The following is an 18,564-nucleotide window of genomic DNA, read 5'->3' on the forward strand; positions in this document are numbered from 1 at the left end:
AAAAGCAGCTTAATTAATAGGTTATGCCTAATTAAGCTGCTTTTTATATTGTATGCCCAACATTTTATTGATAAAGCTTACTGCGCTTCATCCCGACAATTTTCATTTAAAAACTCAAACTCTATCGTTGTATGCGATAAATGATAGGAAGATAATTTAGCTGCAACTTCTTGTTTAAGCCTAATTAATTCTTTAACGTCAAAGTTGTCACTCAGCTCAAGGTGCGCTGTTAAAACGTGACTTTCACCATCTAGTGACCAAAAGTGCATGTGGTGGATACCATTAACTTCAGGAAATTCCATTAGTGATAGTTTAATACGCTTTTGAGTCTCTTTATCGGGTGCAGCTTGAAGAAATAAAACGAGTGTTGATTTCAGGTTTTTGAAAACATTAAACAAGATGAACAGCGTGAACCCTATTGATAAAAGGGGATCTAATATCGGCAGTTCAGCGAACAACAGTACGATAGAGACTATAAGAACGGCAACCCATCCAAGTACATCTTCAAGAAGGTGCCATGTCAGCACTTTCTCATTTAATGTTTCACCCGCTTTTAATTTTAATACCGCATATCCGTTAACGGCAACGCCGAGTATCGCTAGCCCTAACATCCCCTCGACTACAGGCATTTCAGGATTGGACAGCCTTGGAATTGCTTCAAATAAAATCCAAATTGAGCCAATGATTAAAACAATACTGTTTATCAATGCGCCAAAGAGAGTAAGTCTACGATAACCATAACTAAACTTATCTGATGCTTCTTTATCTGAAAAACGACTTAAAATCCACGCAAAACCTATTGAAAGACTATCACCAAGATCGTGAACTGCATCTGCCATTATCGCAGTACTGTTAGTGAGCCAACCACCTATAAATTCGATAATAGTAAATGTCACATTCAGAAAAAATGCCCAACCAATACGATCATCTTTAGAATGCTGATGACTGTGACTATGGTTGTGCATTTTGTACCTCCAGTGCTTTTGTATTTCTAATTTTTGATACATTCATATTAATCAAATGGCGAATCACACCTTGATACATCCAACGTTTTACTCCCGACAAATTAGTACCCTTTTCAAGATAAAACTCATCAGGGGAATCATAAAGCCCAAAGTCGTCATGAATACCTTCTTTTTGAATATAGGTATCTTGGCCGCACCAATTTGTGTTTGGTGAAGAGAAACACTTTGTTGCAACACCATAGACACAAAAGTCATCTTTTGCTTGGCTAAATTTCTGCTGTAGTGAGCTTAAGTATTGCTCATCCAATATAAAGCCCTCTAAGTTTATCCAGCGTCCATCGAAATAAACTTCTACCCAACTATGAATGATGTATTTAGGTGCTAACCAAAATACATAGCTAGGTATAGCCCCTTTTTGTAATTGCTGATCAATGGTAAAACCATGGAAACGACACTGGATACCTAGTCCACGCAATAGCGCCATTAACAGATTACCCTTAGTATTACATTGCCCATAACCATCTGCTAGTACATCGCTTGCTGCTATATCATCACTCTTGTTATAGCCAAACATTATTTCATCTTTCACAAATTGGTATGCTGCTCCAATTTTGTTGAAATCGTCTAAGCTTTGCCATCCTCGCTGATCGATCAGGGATTGGATATCTTTGTGTTCAAAATTAACGATATTCGTATTGTTTAAATATTTCTCGGTCATTTTTTATATATCCTTTTCGTTGCATACTTATACTACAGACTCTATAGTAACTATAGAATCAAATGTCTGGGGGAAATTGATGAAAATAGGCGAATTGTCTAAAAAATCGGGCTGTTCTATACAAACAATTAGATATTATGAAAGAGAAGGATTACTGTTAAATCCAAACCGTTCAGAAGGTAATTTCAGGCTGTATGATAGTAAAGCACTTAAACAATTGGAGTTCGTAAAACATTGTCGCAGCCTAGATATATCACTCAATGATATTAAACGTCTTATCGAATTAAAAAATAAGCCAGAAGAAAGCTGCTCTAGCGTTAATGCATTAATTGATCAGCAACTTGCACTAGTGAATAAACGCATGAAAGAATTAAGGGCGCTTAAAGCTGAATTACAACAGATGGCTAGTGCTTGTGGTTCGAACAATACTATTGAAGCATGCGGGATCATTAAGTCACTAGATAGTTAACTCTGTTAGAGGCATACGGGCAGAATATAGAACATTAATCGACTATTGCATGTCCTAAATGTGGACAGATAAAAACGGAAGAAATGCTGACAAATTCATGTCAGCGGTATCACAAGTATGAGTCACACAAGGTTTTGCCAAACTATTGAATGGTGACTGGTGTGTTTACTTCTCATATGGAACAGCAAAATTCCGCCAATTCTAGAACGACAAAATTAGTTGCAGCCGTTAATGCACTAGAGTGTTTAAATTGAAGTTTATTATTGACTCTTCAACGTCTGCTTTACACTCTGAATTTTCGTTAATAACTCAAAAGCTAACTTCCGCTTTTGGCTAAGTGAAGTCATAAGGTATTCATTGATGCTAATGTCCGCAATGTCGGAGGAGCTGCCGTTAGCAAATAGCATCAAATTATCGTAATATAACTGATTGAGTCTCAGATATTATGATTAAAAAATCATACTTTCATAAAAAGAGAGATTGGCGGCATCCCTTTAAAACCTTTCAGTCTAAAATGAGATCAATCTCAATCATTATGCACAGTCACAAATACTCCACATAGGTTGATCATGGCAGTGGCAAACGGATTATCATTTTTGGTATTGAGAGAGCCGTCGATAATATTCAAACAAGCACCTTTCTTATGGATGCTTTCAATTGCCTCAAGAATAGATTTTAACGACCGTCCCAAACGGTCGAGGCGAGTAACAATAACTTCATCACCTTCCCTGATAAAGTCGATGAGTTCCTAAAGCTTTTCTTCATTTCGAATCGAAGCACCAGACTGTTTGCCTTGGAATATTTTTTCACAGCCCTGAGCGTCCAACTTGGACAGTTGAACATTTAAATCTTGTTCTTTAGTTGAAACTCTTGCAAAACCAACTTTCATATATACGAAACCTGTAACTTTCGCACACCTTAACAATTAAATGAACGAAAGTATATTAAATAAATTTCGTACATGAACGTAATAAAAAATAGAAATTCGTACACTACGGATAGAAAATGAATGACAATTCTAACTATAAAGTGACTTAATTATTTCACACGCTTCACTTGTACACGAGCTTGCCATTTGTTGAAGCTCAGCTTGTAGTGCTTTGAGTTCTCCCATTAGATTGTTAACTAAAGCCAATTTAGCCTGTGTCTATCATAAGTTCAAAACTTAAACTTTAGATATAAGCTGAAATTGAGTCAATCGTATTACAAATACTCTTATTGATACTGGCTCATTACTTGCACTTTTTCGAGAACATGACCACATGTAGAGAATAATAGGCTAACAGTGGGAAATATTTACACTATCAATGTAAGGATTACTTATGAAATACTCAAGATTTGCTGCAATGATCATCACCTCAACCATTGCTATGTTTGTCATGATGTATCTCAACACTTACGCAGTATCACATATATGGTTTAGTGAAACGCGTATCTATATGGCGTTGTATATGGGAGCAGGTATGGCAATGATCATGCTGGCCTTTATGCTTGGCATGTACAGTAACAAGAAGCTCAACATGGCTATTTTTCTATTGGCGACAATACTGTTTGCCATATGTCTTTATCTTGTTCGCTCTCAAAGCACAATTTCTGACACTGCTTACATGAAAGCGATGATTCCTCATCACTCCATTGCTATTCTTACTAGTGAGCATTCAACTTTGGAGGATGTACGCGTGCGTGAATTGGCAAATGGTATTATTAAAGCCCAACGAAAAGAAATAAAAGAAATGGAATGGCTGATTAAAGATATTTCTGAAAATGGAAAGGTCAGCTCACAAGCTCAGGCTGAGCAACGACCGCTCCCAAAGTTTGAAGGCACACTGAACAAAGGAGACTAAGATGACTAAGACAGCTACCCTGTACAGAATGGTCACTGACGAACATATCTGCCCCTATGGTTTAAGGTCGAAAGATTTGCTGGAGAGGCAAGGGTATGATGTAGAAGATCATAAGCTCACGTCAAGACAACAAGCTGATGACTTCAAAGCTAAGCATGATGTCAAAACTACGCCACAAACCTTTATTGAAGGAAAGCGTGTCGGAGGATACGATGACTTAAGAGAGTATTTTGGTAAAGATGAAGCAGGTCAAACTGGCACAACCTACACGCCCGTTGTAGCCATTTTCTCGATAGCTGCACTTCTTGCTGTCGCATCTCAACATTTTGCTTCCGGCTCATTTATCTCCATCAGAACACTGATGCTATTTATAGCTTTTTCAATGACGCTCTTAGCGGTGCAAAAACTGAAAGACCTATACAGTTTCACAAATTCGTTTATTACTTATGATTTACTAGCGATGAGATGGATAAGATATGGTTATATTTATCCCTTCATTGAAGCATATGCAGGTATTGGTATGGTTGCCCAACTACAGCCTCTCGCAGTGGCACCATTTTCATTGTTTATCGGCACAGTTGGAGCAATTTCAGTTTTCAAAGCCGTTTACATCGACAAACGCCAGTTAAAGTGTGCCTGTGTAGGCGGCGATAGCAGTGTGCCACTTGGATTTGTATCGCTATCTGAAAACTTATTTATGATCGCGGGAGCATTGATTATGCTGCTGATGTAAAGGTATAGCTCTATTCGGCGGCCCCTTAACTGTTAAGATTAGACCTAGGATGCCAGCCCACACCTTTCTAATTCATATGTAACATTTTTTCTGTCGTACTGGCATCAAGATAACCAGAACTGAGCAAACAATCTCAAAGGTTGTACAAAATAACACTAAAGTTTTTTCATTAAGTTTTATTGTTATGCTCTTGTGGTGGCTTTCGCCACCACTTTATTAGTTTTCAAGTTCCACCATATCTTTCGCTGCAATGTCACCAGACACTAGCTTTACAGTTGCGAAATGATCATTCACAATTTTAGTAATTTGTACCGTTCCTACCTTTTCGATAGTGTAGGGATCTTCACCTTCACTCAATACTATTCTTTCATGGAATCTAATAACACTGTATTTTTGCCCAACCTCTGCGCCATGCTTAGCACCAATACAGATTAGAGTTCGATTATCAGAACTTTCTACTACCTGACCTCTCATCATGTATTTATGATAAAAAGTGGTATTGGAACAACCCACTAAATATAAACCGAATGTAAGCAATAAAAGAGCTTTTATATAGGGTGTTTTCATCACTGTTACCTCATTTGACTAACTAATTATCTATACACTTTTTTATGAATTCATTTGTTTTTCCGGCCAGCCCCCGAAGGTGCTTGATGACAACTCCAAGGCTTATGAACAGAGTTATCTTTGATGTTCTGATCAACAAATTTATAGTAACTTTCTTTAGTATGTGTCCACCAATCATCATGAACATCTGCGCCATACTTACGGATTACCTCCTCAATCCCATCAAGGCTTACGTTTGCGGCATCATAGGCAAGGTGTATTTCACCTTCTTTGATGTTGTAACTAACTTCATCTATACCAAAAAGCTGATCTATTTCTTTTACTAACTCGTCACAGCTTTCTTCTGTGACATTGCTAAGCTTTAGGTTTCGAACAACTAAATTTTGCTCTTTAACGCCAACTCTATGATTTAAATCGCTCATAATTTTTCTCCTAATGTTTGTGTGAATGCTGTTGATTGCTATCTTTCATTTCTTCCATTTTACGGTTCATCTGCGGCATCATGTTCCCCATCATTTCTAAATGATGTTCAGCCATCTTGATTTGTTGATGCATTGGCATTTCTTCCATGTTTTTGTGCATGGATTGCATCATCTTCATCATTGAACGGTGATGTTCAACCATCATCTGCTGTTGCTTTTCAGGATCTTTTTCAGTTTTAATGGCATGGACTTCCTTTTTCATTTCCATCATCTTTTTGTGCATTTCTCCCATGTTCTCATGTGGTATTGCCATGCCTTGATGCATATCAGCTTTGTTCGCACCTTCATGCTTATGCTCATTGTTTTGGGCAAATGAGCTAGTGGTTATAAGTAGTGAACTAATAAATAAAATTGATTTAGTTAACGTTTTCATGATTTTTACCTTCTACACTTTTATTAAAATTTGGGATCCAACTTGGTGTCGATTCCATATACCTGTGGTACTCCGAACCAAACTCAGCAATCGCTTGTGCTTCTTCGCGTTTCGCTAGCTTGACGTAAACAACGACTAAGATCGGAAACATCGCAAGTGTTGGGATTGTCGGCCACTGCAATAAAAAGCCGAACATGATTAGAATGAAAGCTACATACTGTGGGTGGCGACACCTTGCATACCATCCAGTTGTAGCCAATTGATGATGTTTTTGCGCGTGATGCAATACATTCCATGCTGAAGACAACATAAAGAAACCTGCAACAATTAACACCATACTCACTATATGAAATGGGTCCCAATGGGCATCACCTTGAAATCCAAAGAAAGTATGTAATAAATGCCCATTTTCATGCGCAAAGAAATTTACTTCTGGATAGGTCTCCGTCAGCCACCCCGACAGAAAATAGATAGTTAAAGGAAAGCCATACATTTCAGTAAATAGGGCAACAATAAAGGCAGAGAACGCGCTTAGACTTCTCCAATCAGTTGATGTTTTTGGTTTGACAAAACTAAAGGCAAAAAAGATAAAAATTGCTGAGTTCAGTATCACCATTGACCATAAGTCATAATCATATGTTTCATTCATCACTGCTCTCCTTTTTATGTGATTCCTTACGTGCCTTTTCTAACCCTTGTATGTAGCCATCGCGATAGGCTGCATTTTTATCCGTGAGTTCTTGAAAGCTCTCTTCCTTTTTTTCATCAGGCGCATGTGAATGATCGTGACCATGTTTACCATGACTGCCATGCATAAATACGTGCATCAAGGGGCATAGCAATAAAATCAAGTAGGGAAGAAATTGCAGCATATGTTGACCATGCTCAAGCACTAAGAAGTAGGTCACTGCGGCAATAAGTGCCAGTGCAGCCCAGCCTGTAGGTGTTGACCAAAAATTAGGGTGTTGATTTTTCATATTGCCCTCCTAAACGACTTTTAAGACACCGCGATACATTTGCATCTGACAGTGAAACTCATGCTCTCCCGGTGATAAGTTCAATAGGGTAATTTGAGTAATTTCATTTAATTTAAGCTGTTCGCTTATATCCAATGAAGGAATAAGCATTGTTTCAGCGCAGGGGGATTGATCTTTGCGCATAAACTTCAGAGTGACAGGTTGGCTAGCAGACACCTGAATTGAGGATGGGGAATACACACCATCCCTCACTTCAATGAGTACTTCATTACCTTGAACGATTGTTTTATTGGGTTTATATAGCCAAAACCACCAAACAATCAGCGCGATTAACATTAAGCCTAATAAGTTAATAACCATCATTGTGATTCTCCTTAATGCTCTTTTGCTTTAAAAAAGCGAAGTCGATTTGCATTTGACACTACAGTCAATGACGAAAACGCCATTGCAGCACCTGCAATTACAGGGCTAAGCAGAATGCCAAAGAAGGGATATAGAACCCCCGCAGCAAAAGGAATCCCGGCTACGTTATAGACAAACGCGCCAAACAAGTTTTGTTTGATATTTCGTAAAGTAGCTTTGCTTACCGCTATGGCATCAGCAAGGCCATGAAGTGAACCACGCATTAGGGTAATGTCAGCACTTTCGATAGCTACATCAGTCCCTGTGCCTATGGCGAAGCCAACATCGGCTAACGCTAGCGCAGGAGCATCGTTGATGCCATCTCCTGTCATACCAACAATTTCGCCGCCTTCTTGTAGCTCTTTCACCTTGTTGGCTTTATCTTCTGGCAGCACTTCAGCAAGAAACTCACTAATACCCACTTTTTTAGCTACGGCGGCAGCGGTTTCCTTGTTATCACCCGTTAACATGATGACGCGTATACCATTAGCCTGAAGCCGTTTGATAGCAGAGATTGAGTCTGACTTGATAGGATCTGCAACAGCAATGATTGCTGCAAGTTCACCATCTACAGCAAAGTACATAGGTGTTTTGGCTTCTTTGGCTAAAGACTGTGCTTGTTCAACAAAGCCTGTGAGGTCTATGCCTTTTAACTTCATTAGTTTATCGTTTCCGAAAAGCAGGGCTTTGTTGTTGCAGCTTGCTTCTACACCAAAACCCGTAATGGCGTTAAAGGCTTCAATTTTTAGTAACTCAATATCCTGATCTAACGCACTTTCAACAATCGCTTGCGCTAAAGGATGCTCTGAGCCGCTTTCTAAACTTGCTGCAAGCTGTAGTACGTCTTTTTCGTCAGTAGCTTTTGCTAAAATAATATCGGTTACCTTAGGTGCCCCTTCAGTAATAGTGCCCGTTTTATCTAAAATCATGGCAGTGATTTTAGAGGCGGTTTGCAGTGCCTCACCGTTGCGAATAAGCACTCCGGCTTCTGCTGCTTTTCCTACTCCCACCATGACAGACATGGGTGTTGCCAAGCCTAAAGCACACGGGCAGGCAATAATAAGCACAGTAGTTGCTGAAACGATGGCAAAAGCAATGGCTGGCTCAGGTCCAAAGTTAAGCCATGCTAGCGCACTTAACACAGAGGTGATCATCACGACAGGTACGAAAAAAGCTGAAATAACATCGGCCAAACGGCCAATCGGCGGTTTCGAATTTTGTGCTCGTTTCACCATATTGATGATCTGTGCAAGCGCCGTGTCTTTACCAACGCGTGTGGCTCTAAATAAAATCATGCCTGATTTGTTCAAAGTACCTGCGACAACCTCATCTTCTTCAGCTTTTTCAGCAGGCATAGGTTCGCCTGTCAGCATGGACTCATCAATAGAGGTGTGTCCTTCCAATACCACGCCATCGACGGGAATTTTTTCACCCGGTTTTACCTTCACAATATCGTTAAATAAAACCTGCTCAATACCTATCTGAACTTCTTTGTTGTCACGAACCACGGTTGCTGTTTTGGCTTGCAAGCCGATAAGACGTTTAATGGCCTCAGAGGTTTTACCTCTGGCTTTGATTTCTAATGCTAAACCTAAATCAATTAAGCCAATGATCATGGCGGTAGCTTCAAAATAAACATGCCGTGCCATCAATGGAACAGCGTCAGGTGCAAACACGACAACCATCGAATACAACCAAGCCGTGCCTGTTCCTAAAGCAATTAGGGTGTCCATATTGGCTGAATGATTTTTGAAGCTCTTCCATGCTCCTACATAGAAATGCTTGCCTGAAAAATACATAACACCAAAAGTTAAAATGCCTACAACCAACCAAGAAATTCGTTCAAGGTTTGTTTCAACCGTCATTTCTCCAACTACAATGCTGTAGATCATCAAAGGAACGCCGAGTGAAAGGGCAATAAACGTATCGCGCATTAGCTTTTTGTAATATGCAAAATCCGCAGCCTCTTTCTCATCAAGCGCATCTGTTGCTGAGCTATCATCAATTGGCTTCGCGTTATACCCCACTGACTCAACAGCTTTGATCAACTCTTTTGTTTTAGCTGTCCCATAAACTGTTACTGTCCTATCAGCAAAATTCATTTCCGCACTGACGACTCCAAGAGTTGCCTTCAACGCCCCTTCAATTTTGCCTACACAGCTAGCACACCCAGCACCTTCAATGATAAGCTGTTGGTTATGTGATACTTTCTCCAACGTATTCTCCTTACTTTTACACGAAGAGGATTGAGCTTTTGCCTGACAGCAACAGCCTGATTCAGTTTTTATATTTGTGTTAGTAGCCACCCTTTTTCCTCCTATGCTTTTTTAATTTGCTCAAAGTTTTCGATGAGATGACAAACCATGTTTGCAGTCGGTGCTTTGTCTTCCATTTCTTCCCATCGAGAAAGCGCAGAAGACATTTTTCCTCGAAGTGCCAACATTGCTTGAAACTGCTTTTCTGTTTCTTCAAGCCGCTCTTTGATCAGGCTTCTGACTAATGGGCACGCACTTTTACCATCTTCAGATTCATTAATAATTTCCTTGATATCTGCAACGGAAAAACCAAGGTTTCTGGCACTTAAAATGAATTTAAGTCTCGATACTTCTTTATTCGAGTATGACTTGTAGCCGTTCACTGACTTAGCAGGTTTTAACAATCCTAATCTGGTGTAATAGCGCACCGTATCAGCAGTCGTTCCAAGGCTTTTTGCCAGCTCCGCAACTTTCATATTCACTCCTCAGTTTTTTAGCTAAGTTTGTACTCTCATCTTCAGCTTAGACCTGTGTCTAAGACACAGGTCAAGTACTAATTCTAGTGAATAAGCTAAAAACTAATTTTTTGGTAAAAGAGAAATCTCGGTCAAAATCGACAGCATTAAGTACTGTAAATAGCAATAGTTTGAGCATGTTCATCATGCCTCCAAAAAATATTGTGCTAATTGTTCAAAACGGTTGGTAATTTAAACCAATCAGTAAATCGTTTTATTTTTGATGGGACTGGCGAAAAAAAGGCGCACTGATCCCGTGATTAGCCAATAATTGGTGGACGATAAAGTAAGAGATGGATACCAGATTTTGGTAGGGGTATACGCTGTAGAATTAGCTCAGAATGAATATTGCAAATACCTTCGTCTTGCGCTTCCACAAGATAGGCATTTAAATGAAAGCTTGTACAAAAACCGCCTTCACAACAAACACAATCACCAGCTTTACATTTTTCACAGTCTTCATCACCATGACGGTTTTTAGAATCTTGCGAATTTTCAGTGTGATAGTGACTATTGTCATTCATTGATTGATGATGCATATTTTTGCTTGGTTGTATAATATGCGTGTCGGAAGATCCATTTTGATGTTCTTCACAATTCATTGGTTTAGCAATAGCAAAGCCATGCTGCGTAAGCAACAGAGTAATTACCACTATTTTAAACCACTTGAAAAGTCCAAACATTTTAATTCCTTATTTATCACCTACAATATTAGCCACTTTATAAAAATAATTTTATGATCTTGATCAACCTTTGAACTAAAACCTAAACTTTTTACTTTTTACTTTTTACTTTTTACTTTTTTAAACAGCTTTAACTTCACAAGTATAAAAGGGGTGTCTAATTTATACTCATGAGATTGAAGCCAAGCATGAGCACCATTAAAAGAAATAAAAACCCTACGCTCATAACTAGGTATTGAGTAATGGATCATTTTTCCAATTGTTCAGCTTTAAGCGCAGTACTTTGCAACAATCGGTTCTATCCCGGGCACATCCAATTCCCGTTCATCAAAAGTGATAAAATGGCCTATTGTACGTCTTTCAATGGCGATGTTTTTTGCCTTGACTCTTTAACCTTAACCATTCGCCAACTTTACTTCTTAGCTGATATTCCACCTTGATAGGTATACACCAGACTGGCACCGATTGAAAACAAGAAGTAGCTTACTATTACTGCTCTTAGTTCTTTCCAAAAAAACTATTAGCTAGGCCTTTCCTAACATAACTAAAATGGTTTAAATCCCAAAAAACGAAAGCTACCATCAATATAGTTGCGGTAGCTCTCATCAAGTCAATATAGTATTTCTTCATATCAGAGCCAGAACTTGATACCTGCAACAAAAGCAGTATCACGAGTACTTTGCCCATTTAACTTCGCAAAGTCGGCTGTATTACCAAATTTATTTGTCCACTCAACGCCAACATAGGGAGCAAACTGGCGGGTAAACTCATAACGAACCCGAAAACCAATAGCACTGCTAGACAAGCCACTACCAAGGTTATTTTGGACGTCATCCTTACCGTAAAGCGTCAACTCTGCTCGTGGTTGAACAATTAACTTTTGAGTAAGTAATAGCTCATACTCAGCTTCGATCGAAAATGCACTATTACCTTGCTCTCCTAAATACGCAGTCATATCAATTTCAAACCAGTAGGGGGCTAGACCTTGTAAACCAAAAGCTAGCCATTTGCGGTTTTCACCTTCGTTATTGTAATCAAGTCGAATACCGACTTGTGTATCCCAATAAGCAGATATTGCGTGGCCCCATAGAAAATCTGTTTGGTTCTCCTCTAAATTACCTTCGCTAAAATCTCCTTCAGTTTTGATGACTAATCTATCAAAAGTAGTGCCATACCATGCCTGAAAGTCAAAAACACCTGCGTTTGTTTGCTCATTATATTCAAGACGATCCCCTAGTAGCGCGTAAAATGAATGCTCATCTGCCAAAGTCAGTCGTTTGTCGCTACTGAGTGCATAAGGACCTTCAGTCAAAGTTGTACCTGCTGCATAAGCATGGGGGTCTCTAGCATCTTTAGGTGCATCTCCACCTTGTGCTTGCATTTTAGAATCACCCATCTCAGTCATCTCATCTTTTGCAGATACAGATACACTTATAAGGGGCAAACCTATTAATAATAGTCTTAACGTATTGGTTAGTATTAATTTTTTCATGATACAACTACCTCTCTAAACATACCTGCATCCATGTGGAATAATAAATGGCAATGCCATGCCCAGCGACCTACGTCATGAGGTGTTGTTAAAAAACTAATTCTTTGCGCTGGTTGTACAGGGATAGTATGGCGACGAACCTGTACATCACCTTTTTCATTCTCCAAATCGCTCCACATACCATGCAGGTGCATGGGATGTGTCATCATTGTATCGTTTTGTAAAATAACTCTTAAACGTTGATTATGCTTCATGTGAACTGGCGTGCTTTTTCCAAATTCCAAGCCATCAAATGACCAGCTATAACGCTCCATGTTTCCAGTTAAATGTAATTCAATTTCAGCCTCTGGCTCTTGCTGGTTTGTAATTCCCTCAAGAGAATGTAAATCTGCAAGTGTTAAAACACGGCGTCCATTTTTACGTAAACCTATACCGGGATCATCAAGGTTTGTTCTAGGCATATCAACACGCATATCAACAGAAGCTCCATACTCTGTTTTTGCATGACGCACTTTAGTGCTAGCAACAGCTAATGGGTTTTTAGTCATTCCATGTTTACTATGATCCATTGCCATCGCTCCATGACCCATTGCACTATGATCCATTTTATTAGAATTCATGCCCGACATGTCTGCCATACCTGCCATCGCGGAATGCTCACCACCTTGGGCCATATTCCCCATCATATCTGTCATCGTTAACCATTCAACGGGATCTAGAGCAGGTACTGGTGCATCAATATTAGGTGCCATTGATAAAGTACCTTTAGCATAACCTGAGCGATCCATGCTTTGTGCAAAAATCGTATATGCATCATTTTTTGGCTCGACAAGTACATCATAAGTTTCACCGGGACCAAATCTAAATTCATCTACTGTCACAGGTTCAACATTTTGTCCATCAGCTTGTACAACTGTTAACTTCAGCTCAGGTATTCTTACATCAAAAAACGTATTGCTAGAACCGTTAATAAATCTAAGCCTAACCTTTTCGCCAGCTTTAAACATTCCACGCCAGTTTGTCAAAGGCGCACAACCATTCATTAAAAAAGTCATTGCAGATGCTGATAAGTCTGCAAGATCTGTAGGGTTCATTCTCATTTTATTCCACATTTCCCGGCGTTGTAGCGCATTTGAAACGCTGCTATTTGAAATGTCATCAAAAAACTCTGGAACAGTAGGTTGATTAAAGTTAAATACATCGCTCTGTACTTTTAACTTGCGGAACAAATCCATTGGGTCATCATCAGTCCAATCAGACAATTGGATAACATGCTCATTGTCAGCACTAATAATATCCTTTTCTCTTGGCTCAATAATTAATGCGCCGTACATACCTGTCATTTCTTGAAAGCCACTGTGTGAGTGATACCAATATGTGCCGCTTTGTTGCAGCTTAAATTTATAAACAAAGGTTTCACCCGGCATTATACCTTTAAAGCTAATACCCGGTACGCCATCCATTTGATACGGAAGAATGATCCCATGCCAATGAATTGAACTCGGCACTGATAATTTATTAGTTACCCTGATAGTAACGTCATCACCTTCTCTGAGGCGCAAGGTAGGAGCTGGTATTGAGCCATTGATTGTTGTAGCCATTCTTACAACACCTGTGAAGTTTACGGGTGACTCATCTATCACCAGATCTATTATTTCTCCACTTAGTTCGGGCACAGTACCTGTTATTGTTCCAGCCACTAAAGATGAAGCAGCATGAAGAATGCTTGGAAAAGCAGCTAATATACCGCCAGCAGCTAAACCTTGTACAAAGCGTCTACGCGGTGTAGAAATTTGATGTAATGGATCTTTAATTCTCATTTTACTCTCCGAGGTTTGACCAATAAATTAGTGTGACCAATGAATGTGCTTAATTTTCCATTCACCGTTTTGCTTTTCGAGAACCATTGTTTCCATCCCTTGATAATCACGTTCTTCACCATTGTAAGTACCTTTAGTTTGACTACGCGAGGCAGAGATAGCTGTATTTCCAAGTATCGTCACTTGATGTTCAAGTGTGTCGCTCTTCATCGCTGCTAAATACTTCATATCCGACAACATATGATGATGAGCATATTCATCAGCGCTCCTTTCAACGCGGCCTCCCTCGAAAATGGTGACATCATCCGCTAACTGCGCTCTAGCCTGTTTTTGATTGCCAGTTTCAAGTGCTTGATGAAATGCCAAAACAACTTTTGCGGCTGGTGTATCTACACCTTTAAACAATCCTTTGTCTTTATTCTTATCACCATGAGCGTTTGCTGCGAAACTAAACGTCATTAATAAAACGAGTAGGATATTTATTGTTTTCATTTTCATTTTCTCTTTTAGGTTTTAATTTGCAGGGCCAACAACACTAGTAAGCCCAGCCGTTACAGATAAAATGGCAAAAGCTACTACCATTTCTATCGAGATAGATTTAGATAAAGCCTCTCTGCCTTGACTATTTTTAAGTTGTGGAACGAGTATTAGTTTATGTTTAGCAGCAAGTGCCAAAATAGACACTACAAGGGCCAATTTAAACAACAGTGTTTGTCCGTAACTTGAGCTTATTAGTGCATCAAGACTTCCGACCAATTGAATCACGAGCCAGAGGCCTGCTACCAACAATAGGCTCAATGTAAAACTTGCTTGTTTGCCAAAGCTTTCCATCAGCAAATGAAGTTCTGCATAACTTAGCTGATGGCAAGCCTGTTTTAGTGGCAATAACGCCCCAAACCACCATGCCATAACGAGCACATGCAAAATAAGCAAGCCTTTTTCAATTGTGCCTAACTCAGAAATATGACCCAGTAACGTGAATGAGTATGCAAGGATTAATAAACTCAACATTAAAGCGCTTTGTTTTAAGTACGAGTTCACAGCGAGTTTGAACCTTAAAGCTAAAGCGATTATTGCGGTAACTAGCCCAAGCGCTCGAAGCAAAGCTCCAGTGCCGACAGAGGAGTCCCACATAATAGCCAATATATCAGCGTCTATCGCCCCCTGAATTCCCTCTTCTGCCATTGCACCAGTACTGGCAAAGAACCAAGTAATATTAGCGATCAAAGCCATAACTATATAAGTTCTTGTCCACGTTAAATTCGCTATTACAGCATTAGTATGAGATTCATTATTCTCAAATATTTGCCTGAAAAATGTATAACCAGCAATACAGGCAAAGCCGACGTAAAATACAATTTTTGACAGTACAATGACTGTATTCCAGATATACATTTCCATATCAATCACACCGCCTATTTTAGTGAACCATAAAGCCGAAGCTATGTTTCATTTTATGACCATCGTTACCTAAGAAGGTTACATCCACAGCATAGTTTGCAGGAGCTAATTTAGGTAGTTTCCATGTAAATTTGCTAGTAGCGACTTTAGAAGGCTCGAATCCAAATTTAAATTCTTCGCCTTGTTTATTGGCCAATGAAACTTTTACAACCCGTACCTCTTTGGTGAACACCAAAGTTAACTCTTCTGGAGGATTCATTAGCATTGCATTATCAGCAGGCACACTTTTTTCAAGATGCACATGCGCAAATACCGCACTACTAAAAACGACACTGATTACGGTTAAAAATTTAATTAATGTTTTCATATATACCTCTATTTATTTAATGGATTAACGACTAAATTTATCTTTGAAAATTTTATTACTTGGAATCCCAGCATCTGTAATTATTTTTTCCACTTCACTCATCATTGCTTCTGGACCGCACAAGTAAAACTCAGCCAAAAGCAGTTCTGATTTTTGGTTCATATACGGCAGAAGTACTTTTTGAACATAGCCTGAGTGCCCTTGCCATTCTTCTGAAGGATTAGAAAGAGTAGGAATATAAGAGAAGTTTTTATGCTTCTCACTCAGTGACTTCAATTCATTATGGTATAGCAAGTCATCTTCAGTTCGCGCACCATAGATAAGAGTCAAACCACTTTTATCTTTATGCTTTTTCAACTGTTCAAAAATAATAGACCTCAGTGGTGCAAGTCCTGAACCCGCACCAATAAACACGCGACTAACTTTTTTATTTGAAGTGGCATAAAAATCAGAAAAAGGGCCTTTTGCAGTTATCGTTTCACCTACTTGGAGTGAACCTAAATAACTTGAACCTATTCCTGCTTTAAAACCATTCTTTGCGGTCTGCCAACGGATATTAAACATTAACTCATCAGACTCCTCGTCAAAGTTAACTAATGAGTAGTGGCGAGTTACACCGTTATGAGAAAATTTTCCATGATAGTAGCTATCCCAGTATTTTTCATAGCACTCTGGCATATCATCTGGACGTAAGCTATTCATCCCTGCTGGCACATCAAATTGCATATATGCACCAGCTTTAAATGCCAACTGTTTGCCTGATTTCAGCTTAAATTTCACTTCCTTGATAAAAGGAGTAATGAAATTAGTCGCAACCACAACTAGCTCATGATTTTCAATATTGCGATCAGTATTAACTTCAATCGAACTAATTTCAGAGAACCTATGCTGACATCCAAGCCGATAACCTTCCTTAAGTTGCTCCTGAGATAAATGTTCCTGTTCAGATAGTGTGATAGGTAATTTAGTTGAACTTAAGAACACGCATTTGCCACAAGTACCGCCACCACCGCAACCTGAAGGAAGGTATACATGTGAACTAGCTAGCCCTTCTAGTACAGTTGAGCGACCAACTGCTGAGATGTCAGTAATAGTATTTTCATTGGAAAACGTCACTGCCACTTTTTGCCTGTTAGTGCCCCAACCTAGCTTCAGTAAACCACTTCGATACTGTTGTATCAGCCAAGTAACACCAGTAATTGAAAGGAATAGCGTTGCAAAAGCAAATGCAATGATCAACCAATGGTTAAATCCTCCAGAATTGCCATAGTCCATAAAGTGAAGCTTCATCATCAGATCTTTCAATCTGAAATCATCATTGGCATGGCGAAGTACTTGACCTGTAATACTATCTAAATAAATAGTTGTATTGTTCTCATCCTCAACGGCAACTTGCCACATAGGATTTTGCTGCCTTACGTGATCAGAAAACGGAGGTTGAGATAACACTGGAGTAGTTAACTTACCCTGTCCTGAGTAGGAGTTTTTTGCCAAAGTTAGTACTTGTTCTTCAGACAAATTAAATGGCTTTCCTGTTACAGCATCAAATAGCTTTGAGTGGCGTTCTTGATAGCTATGCTGCCCCTTATCGAACACAAAATGATAGTAAGGCTGATGTAAAACCCATATAAGGTTTACTTCCTGCGGAGCATTACTAGTAATGTCTTTAATAGGGAATAGGTCAAAGCCTGTAATGCTACCTTCATGATGAGAATGAACTCTAAGTTCATTACCACTGGCTTTACTGTGATCCATCAAATTGAAGTAAAGGCCCGTTCCCAACCAAATAAGCAGTTGTAAACCAACAAATAAAGAAAGCCACTTGTGTATCGTTGTATTTAACTTAAATAGTCGCATCAAATGACTCCCTTTTTATTTGGGGAAAGCACTCGGTAATAAGTCAATACTGCGCCAGTAATTGCTCCCATTAGACCTAGAGTTGCGACCAAGAACAAAAACCAGTTAGATACGTTTTCTCCATCATAGTAATCCATAATGTGGAACCGCCACATCCAATCAAACAATCGCCAGTAATCATGACGCTTGGCAACAAGTGATCCTGTTTGTTGACTTATATAAAATGTCGGTGTGGAGAATTGCTCAAACGTCACTCTCCAAACAGGTAAATGCCTTGGGGACAACTCAGCAGGCAAGTTTGTCGCTGACTTAATCAACCTTACGCTGTCGATTTGATGATTCAGCGCATAATGGTATTGTGCGATTTCTTTAGCCTTGATTTCATCTACAAGTGCCTGAACAGCTCCAGTTTTAGCATCTATTGCTACTTTTCCATTTTCTCCATTAATAAAAGAATACAAAGGACGGCCCATACTTTGAGTAAGTGTAACTTGGCTAGCTTTAGGATAATCCGCAGCTAGCTTTACAATGGAGTAATCCATACTTGCTAAATCTATTTTGGCTTCCTCACTCTTAGCCAAGGTTTCGCCGTGTATATAGTGAATATCCATAGTCACCATATACACGCCTGTAATAGACCAGAA

General features: G+C 39.2%; 21 protein-coding genes and 1 pseudogene. 3 read left to right on the forward strand and 19 right to left on the reverse strand.

The window, feature by feature from the left end:
- Positions 1-77: 77 nt before the first annotated feature.
- On the reverse strand, positions 78-965 hold the full coding sequence (locus tag GQR47_RS12275; RefSeq protein ID WP_008464143.1) for a cation diffusion facilitator family transporter: 888 nt from the start codon (positions 963-965) through the stop codon (positions 78-80).
- Complete coding sequence (locus tag GQR47_RS12280; protein WP_008464145.1) at positions 952-1,683, reverse strand: transglutaminase family protein; 732 nt, start codon at positions 1,681-1,683, stop codon at positions 952-954. The genes GQR47_RS12275 and GQR47_RS12280 overlap by 14 nt, the downstream gene beginning before the upstream one ends.
- Positions 1,684-1,762: 79 nt before the next feature.
- Here GQR47_RS12280 and cadR point away from each other — a divergent pair, with 79 nt between their 5' ends.
- Complete coding sequence (gene cadR, locus GQR47_RS12285) at positions 1,763-2,152, forward strand: Cd(II)/Pb(II)-responsive transcriptional regulator (RefSeq protein WP_008109677.1); 390 nt, start codon at positions 1,763-1,765, stop codon at positions 2,150-2,152.
- A gap of 526 nt (positions 2,153-2,678) precedes the next feature.
- Here the strand turns inward: cadR and GQR47_RS20505 are convergent.
- Positions 2,679-3,041, reverse strand: a pseudogene (locus GQR47_RS20505) (recombinase family protein).
- Positions 3,042-3,474: 433 nt separating this feature from the next.
- Here GQR47_RS20505 and GQR47_RS12295 point away from each other — a divergent pair.
- Positions 3,475-3,996 (forward strand): DUF305 domain-containing protein, encoded by a 522-nt coding sequence (locus GQR47_RS12295; RefSeq protein ID WP_008109672.1) that lies wholly within the window; start codon positions 3,475-3,477, stop codon positions 3,994-3,996.
- Position 3,997: 1 nt separating this feature from the next.
- Positions 3,998-4,729 carry a glutaredoxin gene (locus GQR47_RS12300; RefSeq protein WP_008109669.1) on the forward strand — a complete coding sequence of 244 codons (732 nt, stop codon included), beginning with the start codon at positions 3,998-4,000 and terminating at the stop codon, positions 4,727-4,729.
- A 216-nt stretch (positions 4,730-4,945) separates the two neighbouring features.
- Here the strand turns inward: GQR47_RS12300 and GQR47_RS12305 are convergent, their stop codons facing one another.
- The 16 genes from GQR47_RS12305 to GQR47_RS12380 all read right to left on the reverse strand — a co-directional run bounded on the left by GQR47_RS12305 (position 4,946) and on the right by GQR47_RS12380 (position 18,540).
- A complete protein-coding gene (locus tag GQR47_RS12305; RefSeq protein WP_004589646.1) occupies positions 4,946-5,296 on the reverse strand; it encodes a hypothetical protein in 351 nt (116 codons plus the stop codon).
- 50 nt (positions 5,297-5,346) lie between these two features.
- Positions 5,347-5,718, reverse strand: a complete 372-nt coding sequence (locus tag GQR47_RS12310; RefSeq protein ID WP_008467865.1) for a hypothetical protein — start codon at positions 5,716-5,718, stop codon at positions 5,347-5,349.
- 10 nt (positions 5,719-5,728) lie between these two features.
- Positions 5,729-6,151: a hypothetical protein gene (locus GQR47_RS12315; protein ID WP_008467863.1), complete on the reverse strand. Its 423-nt coding sequence runs from the start codon at positions 6,149-6,151 to the stop codon at positions 5,729-5,731.
- On the reverse strand, positions 6,135-6,800 hold the full coding sequence (locus tag GQR47_RS12320; RefSeq protein WP_010558024.1) for an isoprenylcysteine carboxylmethyltransferase family protein: 666 nt from the start codon (positions 6,798-6,800) through the stop codon (positions 6,135-6,137). Before GQR47_RS12320 ends, GQR47_RS12315 begins: the two co-directional genes overlap by 17 nt.
- Positions 6,793-7,128: a DUF2933 domain-containing protein gene (locus tag GQR47_RS12325; protein ID WP_008467859.1), complete on the reverse strand. Its 336-nt coding sequence runs from the start codon at positions 7,126-7,128 to the stop codon at positions 6,793-6,795. The genes GQR47_RS12320 and GQR47_RS12325 overlap by 8 nt, the downstream gene beginning before the upstream one ends.
- A gap of 9 nt (positions 7,129-7,137) precedes the next feature.
- A complete protein-coding gene (locus GQR47_RS12330; protein WP_004589267.1) occupies positions 7,138-7,491 on the reverse strand; it encodes a cupredoxin domain-containing protein in 354 nt (117 codons plus the stop codon).
- 11 nt (positions 7,492-7,502) lie between these two features.
- Entirely contained in the window at positions 7,503-9,746 is a 2,244-nt protein-coding gene (locus tag GQR47_RS12335; RefSeq protein WP_008467856.1) for a heavy metal translocating P-type ATPase, read from the reverse strand.
- A 101-nt stretch (positions 9,747-9,847) separates the two neighbouring features.
- Positions 9,848-10,261 carry a MerR family transcriptional regulator gene (locus GQR47_RS12340; RefSeq protein WP_008467855.1) on the reverse strand — a complete coding sequence of 138 codons (414 nt, stop codon included), beginning with the start codon at positions 10,259-10,261 and terminating at the stop codon, positions 9,848-9,850.
- Positions 10,262-10,560: 299 nt separating this feature from the next.
- Positions 10,561-10,983, reverse strand: coding sequence for a hypothetical protein (locus GQR47_RS12345; RefSeq protein WP_010558026.1), 423 nt, complete (start codon positions 10,981-10,983; stop codon positions 10,561-10,563).
- Positions 10,984-11,614: 631 nt separating this feature from the next.
- Entirely contained in the window at positions 11,615-12,475 is an 861-nt protein-coding gene (locus tag GQR47_RS12350) for a copper resistance protein B (RefSeq protein ID WP_004589262.1), read from the reverse strand.
- A complete protein-coding gene (locus GQR47_RS12355; protein ID WP_013465888.1) occupies positions 12,472-14,295 on the reverse strand; it encodes a copper resistance system multicopper oxidase in 1,824 nt (607 codons plus the stop codon). Before GQR47_RS12355 ends, GQR47_RS12350 begins: the two co-directional genes overlap by 4 nt.
- Positions 14,296-14,322: 27 nt before the next feature.
- Positions 14,323-14,793, reverse strand: coding sequence for a nuclear transport factor 2 family protein (locus tag GQR47_RS12360; protein ID WP_024596192.1), 471 nt, complete (start codon positions 14,791-14,793; stop codon positions 14,323-14,325).
- Between the two features lie 15 nt (positions 14,794-14,808).
- Positions 14,809-15,696 (reverse strand): CopD family protein, encoded by an 888-nt coding sequence (locus GQR47_RS12365; protein WP_024596191.1) that lies wholly within the window; start codon positions 15,694-15,696, stop codon positions 14,809-14,811.
- Between the two features lie 19 nt (positions 15,697-15,715).
- On the reverse strand, positions 15,716-16,063 hold the full coding sequence (locus GQR47_RS12370; RefSeq protein ID WP_004589258.1) for a copper resistance CopC family protein: 348 nt from the start codon (positions 16,061-16,063) through the stop codon (positions 15,716-15,718).
- 24 nt (positions 16,064-16,087) lie between these two features.
- Complete coding sequence (locus GQR47_RS12375) at positions 16,088-17,920, reverse strand: 2Fe-2S iron-sulfur cluster-binding protein (RefSeq protein WP_004589257.1); 1,833 nt, start codon at positions 17,918-17,920, stop codon at positions 16,088-16,090.
- Positions 17,920-18,540 carry a PepSY domain-containing protein gene (locus GQR47_RS12380; protein ID WP_223230573.1) on the reverse strand — a complete coding sequence of 207 codons (621 nt, stop codon included), beginning with the start codon at positions 18,538-18,540 and terminating at the stop codon, positions 17,920-17,922. Before GQR47_RS12380 ends, GQR47_RS12375 begins: the two co-directional genes overlap by 1 nt.
- Between the last annotated feature and the right edge of the window lie 24 nt (positions 18,541-18,564).

This window comes from Pseudoalteromonas sp. Z1A2 (assembly GCF_011378755.1).
GTDB lineage: Bacteria > Pseudomonadota > Gammaproteobacteria > Enterobacterales > Alteromonadaceae > Pseudoalteromonas > Pseudoalteromonas distincta.

Excerpts from the sequence above, each read along its gene's own strand:
- GQR47_RS12355 (WP_013465888.1), bottom strand. The coding sequence starts at position 14,295 with ATGAGAATTAAAGATCCATTACATCAAATTTCTACACCGCGTAGACGC.
- GQR47_RS12295 (WP_008109672.1), top strand. The coding sequence starts at position 3,475 with ATGAAATACTCAAGATTTGCTGCAATGATCATCACCTCAACCATTGCT.
- GQR47_RS12370 (WP_004589258.1), bottom strand. The coding sequence starts at position 16,063 with ATGAAAACATTAATTAAATTTTTAACCGTAATCAGTGTCGTTTTTAGT.
- GQR47_RS12360 (WP_024596192.1), bottom strand. The coding sequence starts at position 14,793 with ATGAAAATGAAAACAATAAATATCCTACTCGTTTTATTAATGACGTTT.
- GQR47_RS12350 (WP_004589262.1), bottom strand. The coding sequence starts at position 12,475 with ATGAAAAAATTAATACTAACCAATACGTTAAGACTATTATTAATAGGT.
- GQR47_RS12305 (WP_004589646.1), bottom strand. The coding sequence starts at position 5,296 with ATGAAAACACCCTATATAAAAGCTCTTTTATTGCTTACATTCGGTTTA.
- GQR47_RS12320 (WP_010558024.1), bottom strand. The coding sequence starts at position 6,800 with ATGAATGAAACATATGATTATGACTTATGGTCAATGGTGATACTGAAC.
- GQR47_RS12275 (WP_008464143.1), bottom strand. The coding sequence starts at position 965 with ATGCACAACCATAGTCACAGTCATCAGCATTCTAAAGATGATCGTATT.
- GQR47_RS12310 (WP_008467865.1), bottom strand. The coding sequence starts at position 5,718 with ATGAGCGATTTAAATCATAGAGTTGGCGTTAAAGAGCAAAATTTAGTT.
- GQR47_RS12375 (WP_004589257.1), bottom strand. The coding sequence starts at position 17,920 with ATGCGACTATTTAAGTTAAATACAACGATACACAAGTGGCTTTCTTTA.
- cadR (WP_008109677.1), top strand. The coding sequence starts at position 1,763 with ATGAAAATAGGCGAATTGTCTAAAAAATCGGGCTGTTCTATACAAACA.
- GQR47_RS12345 (WP_010558026.1), bottom strand. The coding sequence starts at position 10,983 with ATGTTTGGACTTTTCAAGTGGTTTAAAATAGTGGTAATTACTCTGTTG.
- GQR47_RS12280 (WP_008464145.1), bottom strand. The coding sequence starts at position 1,683 with ATGACCGAGAAATATTTAAACAATACGAATATCGTTAATTTTGAACAC.
- GQR47_RS12330 (WP_004589267.1), bottom strand. The coding sequence starts at position 7,491 with ATGATGGTTATTAACTTATTAGGCTTAATGTTAATCGCGCTGATTGTT.
- GQR47_RS12340 (WP_008467855.1), bottom strand. The coding sequence starts at position 10,261 with ATGAAAGTTGCGGAGCTGGCAAAAAGCCTTGGAACGACTGCTGATACG.
- GQR47_RS12315 (WP_008467863.1), bottom strand. The coding sequence starts at position 6,151 with ATGAAAACGTTAACTAAATCAATTTTATTTATTAGTTCACTACTTATA.
- GQR47_RS12380 (WP_223230573.1), bottom strand. The coding sequence starts at position 18,540 with ATGGTGACTATGGATATTCACTATATACACGGCGAAACCTTGGCTAAG.
- GQR47_RS12300 (WP_008109669.1), top strand. The coding sequence starts at position 3,998 with ATGACTAAGACAGCTACCCTGTACAGAATGGTCACTGACGAACATATC.
- GQR47_RS12325 (WP_008467859.1), bottom strand. The coding sequence starts at position 7,128 with ATGAAAAATCAACACCCTAATTTTTGGTCAACACCTACAGGCTGGGCT.
- GQR47_RS12365 (WP_024596191.1), bottom strand. The coding sequence starts at position 15,696 with ATGGAAATGTATATCTGGAATACAGTCATTGTACTGTCAAAAATTGTA.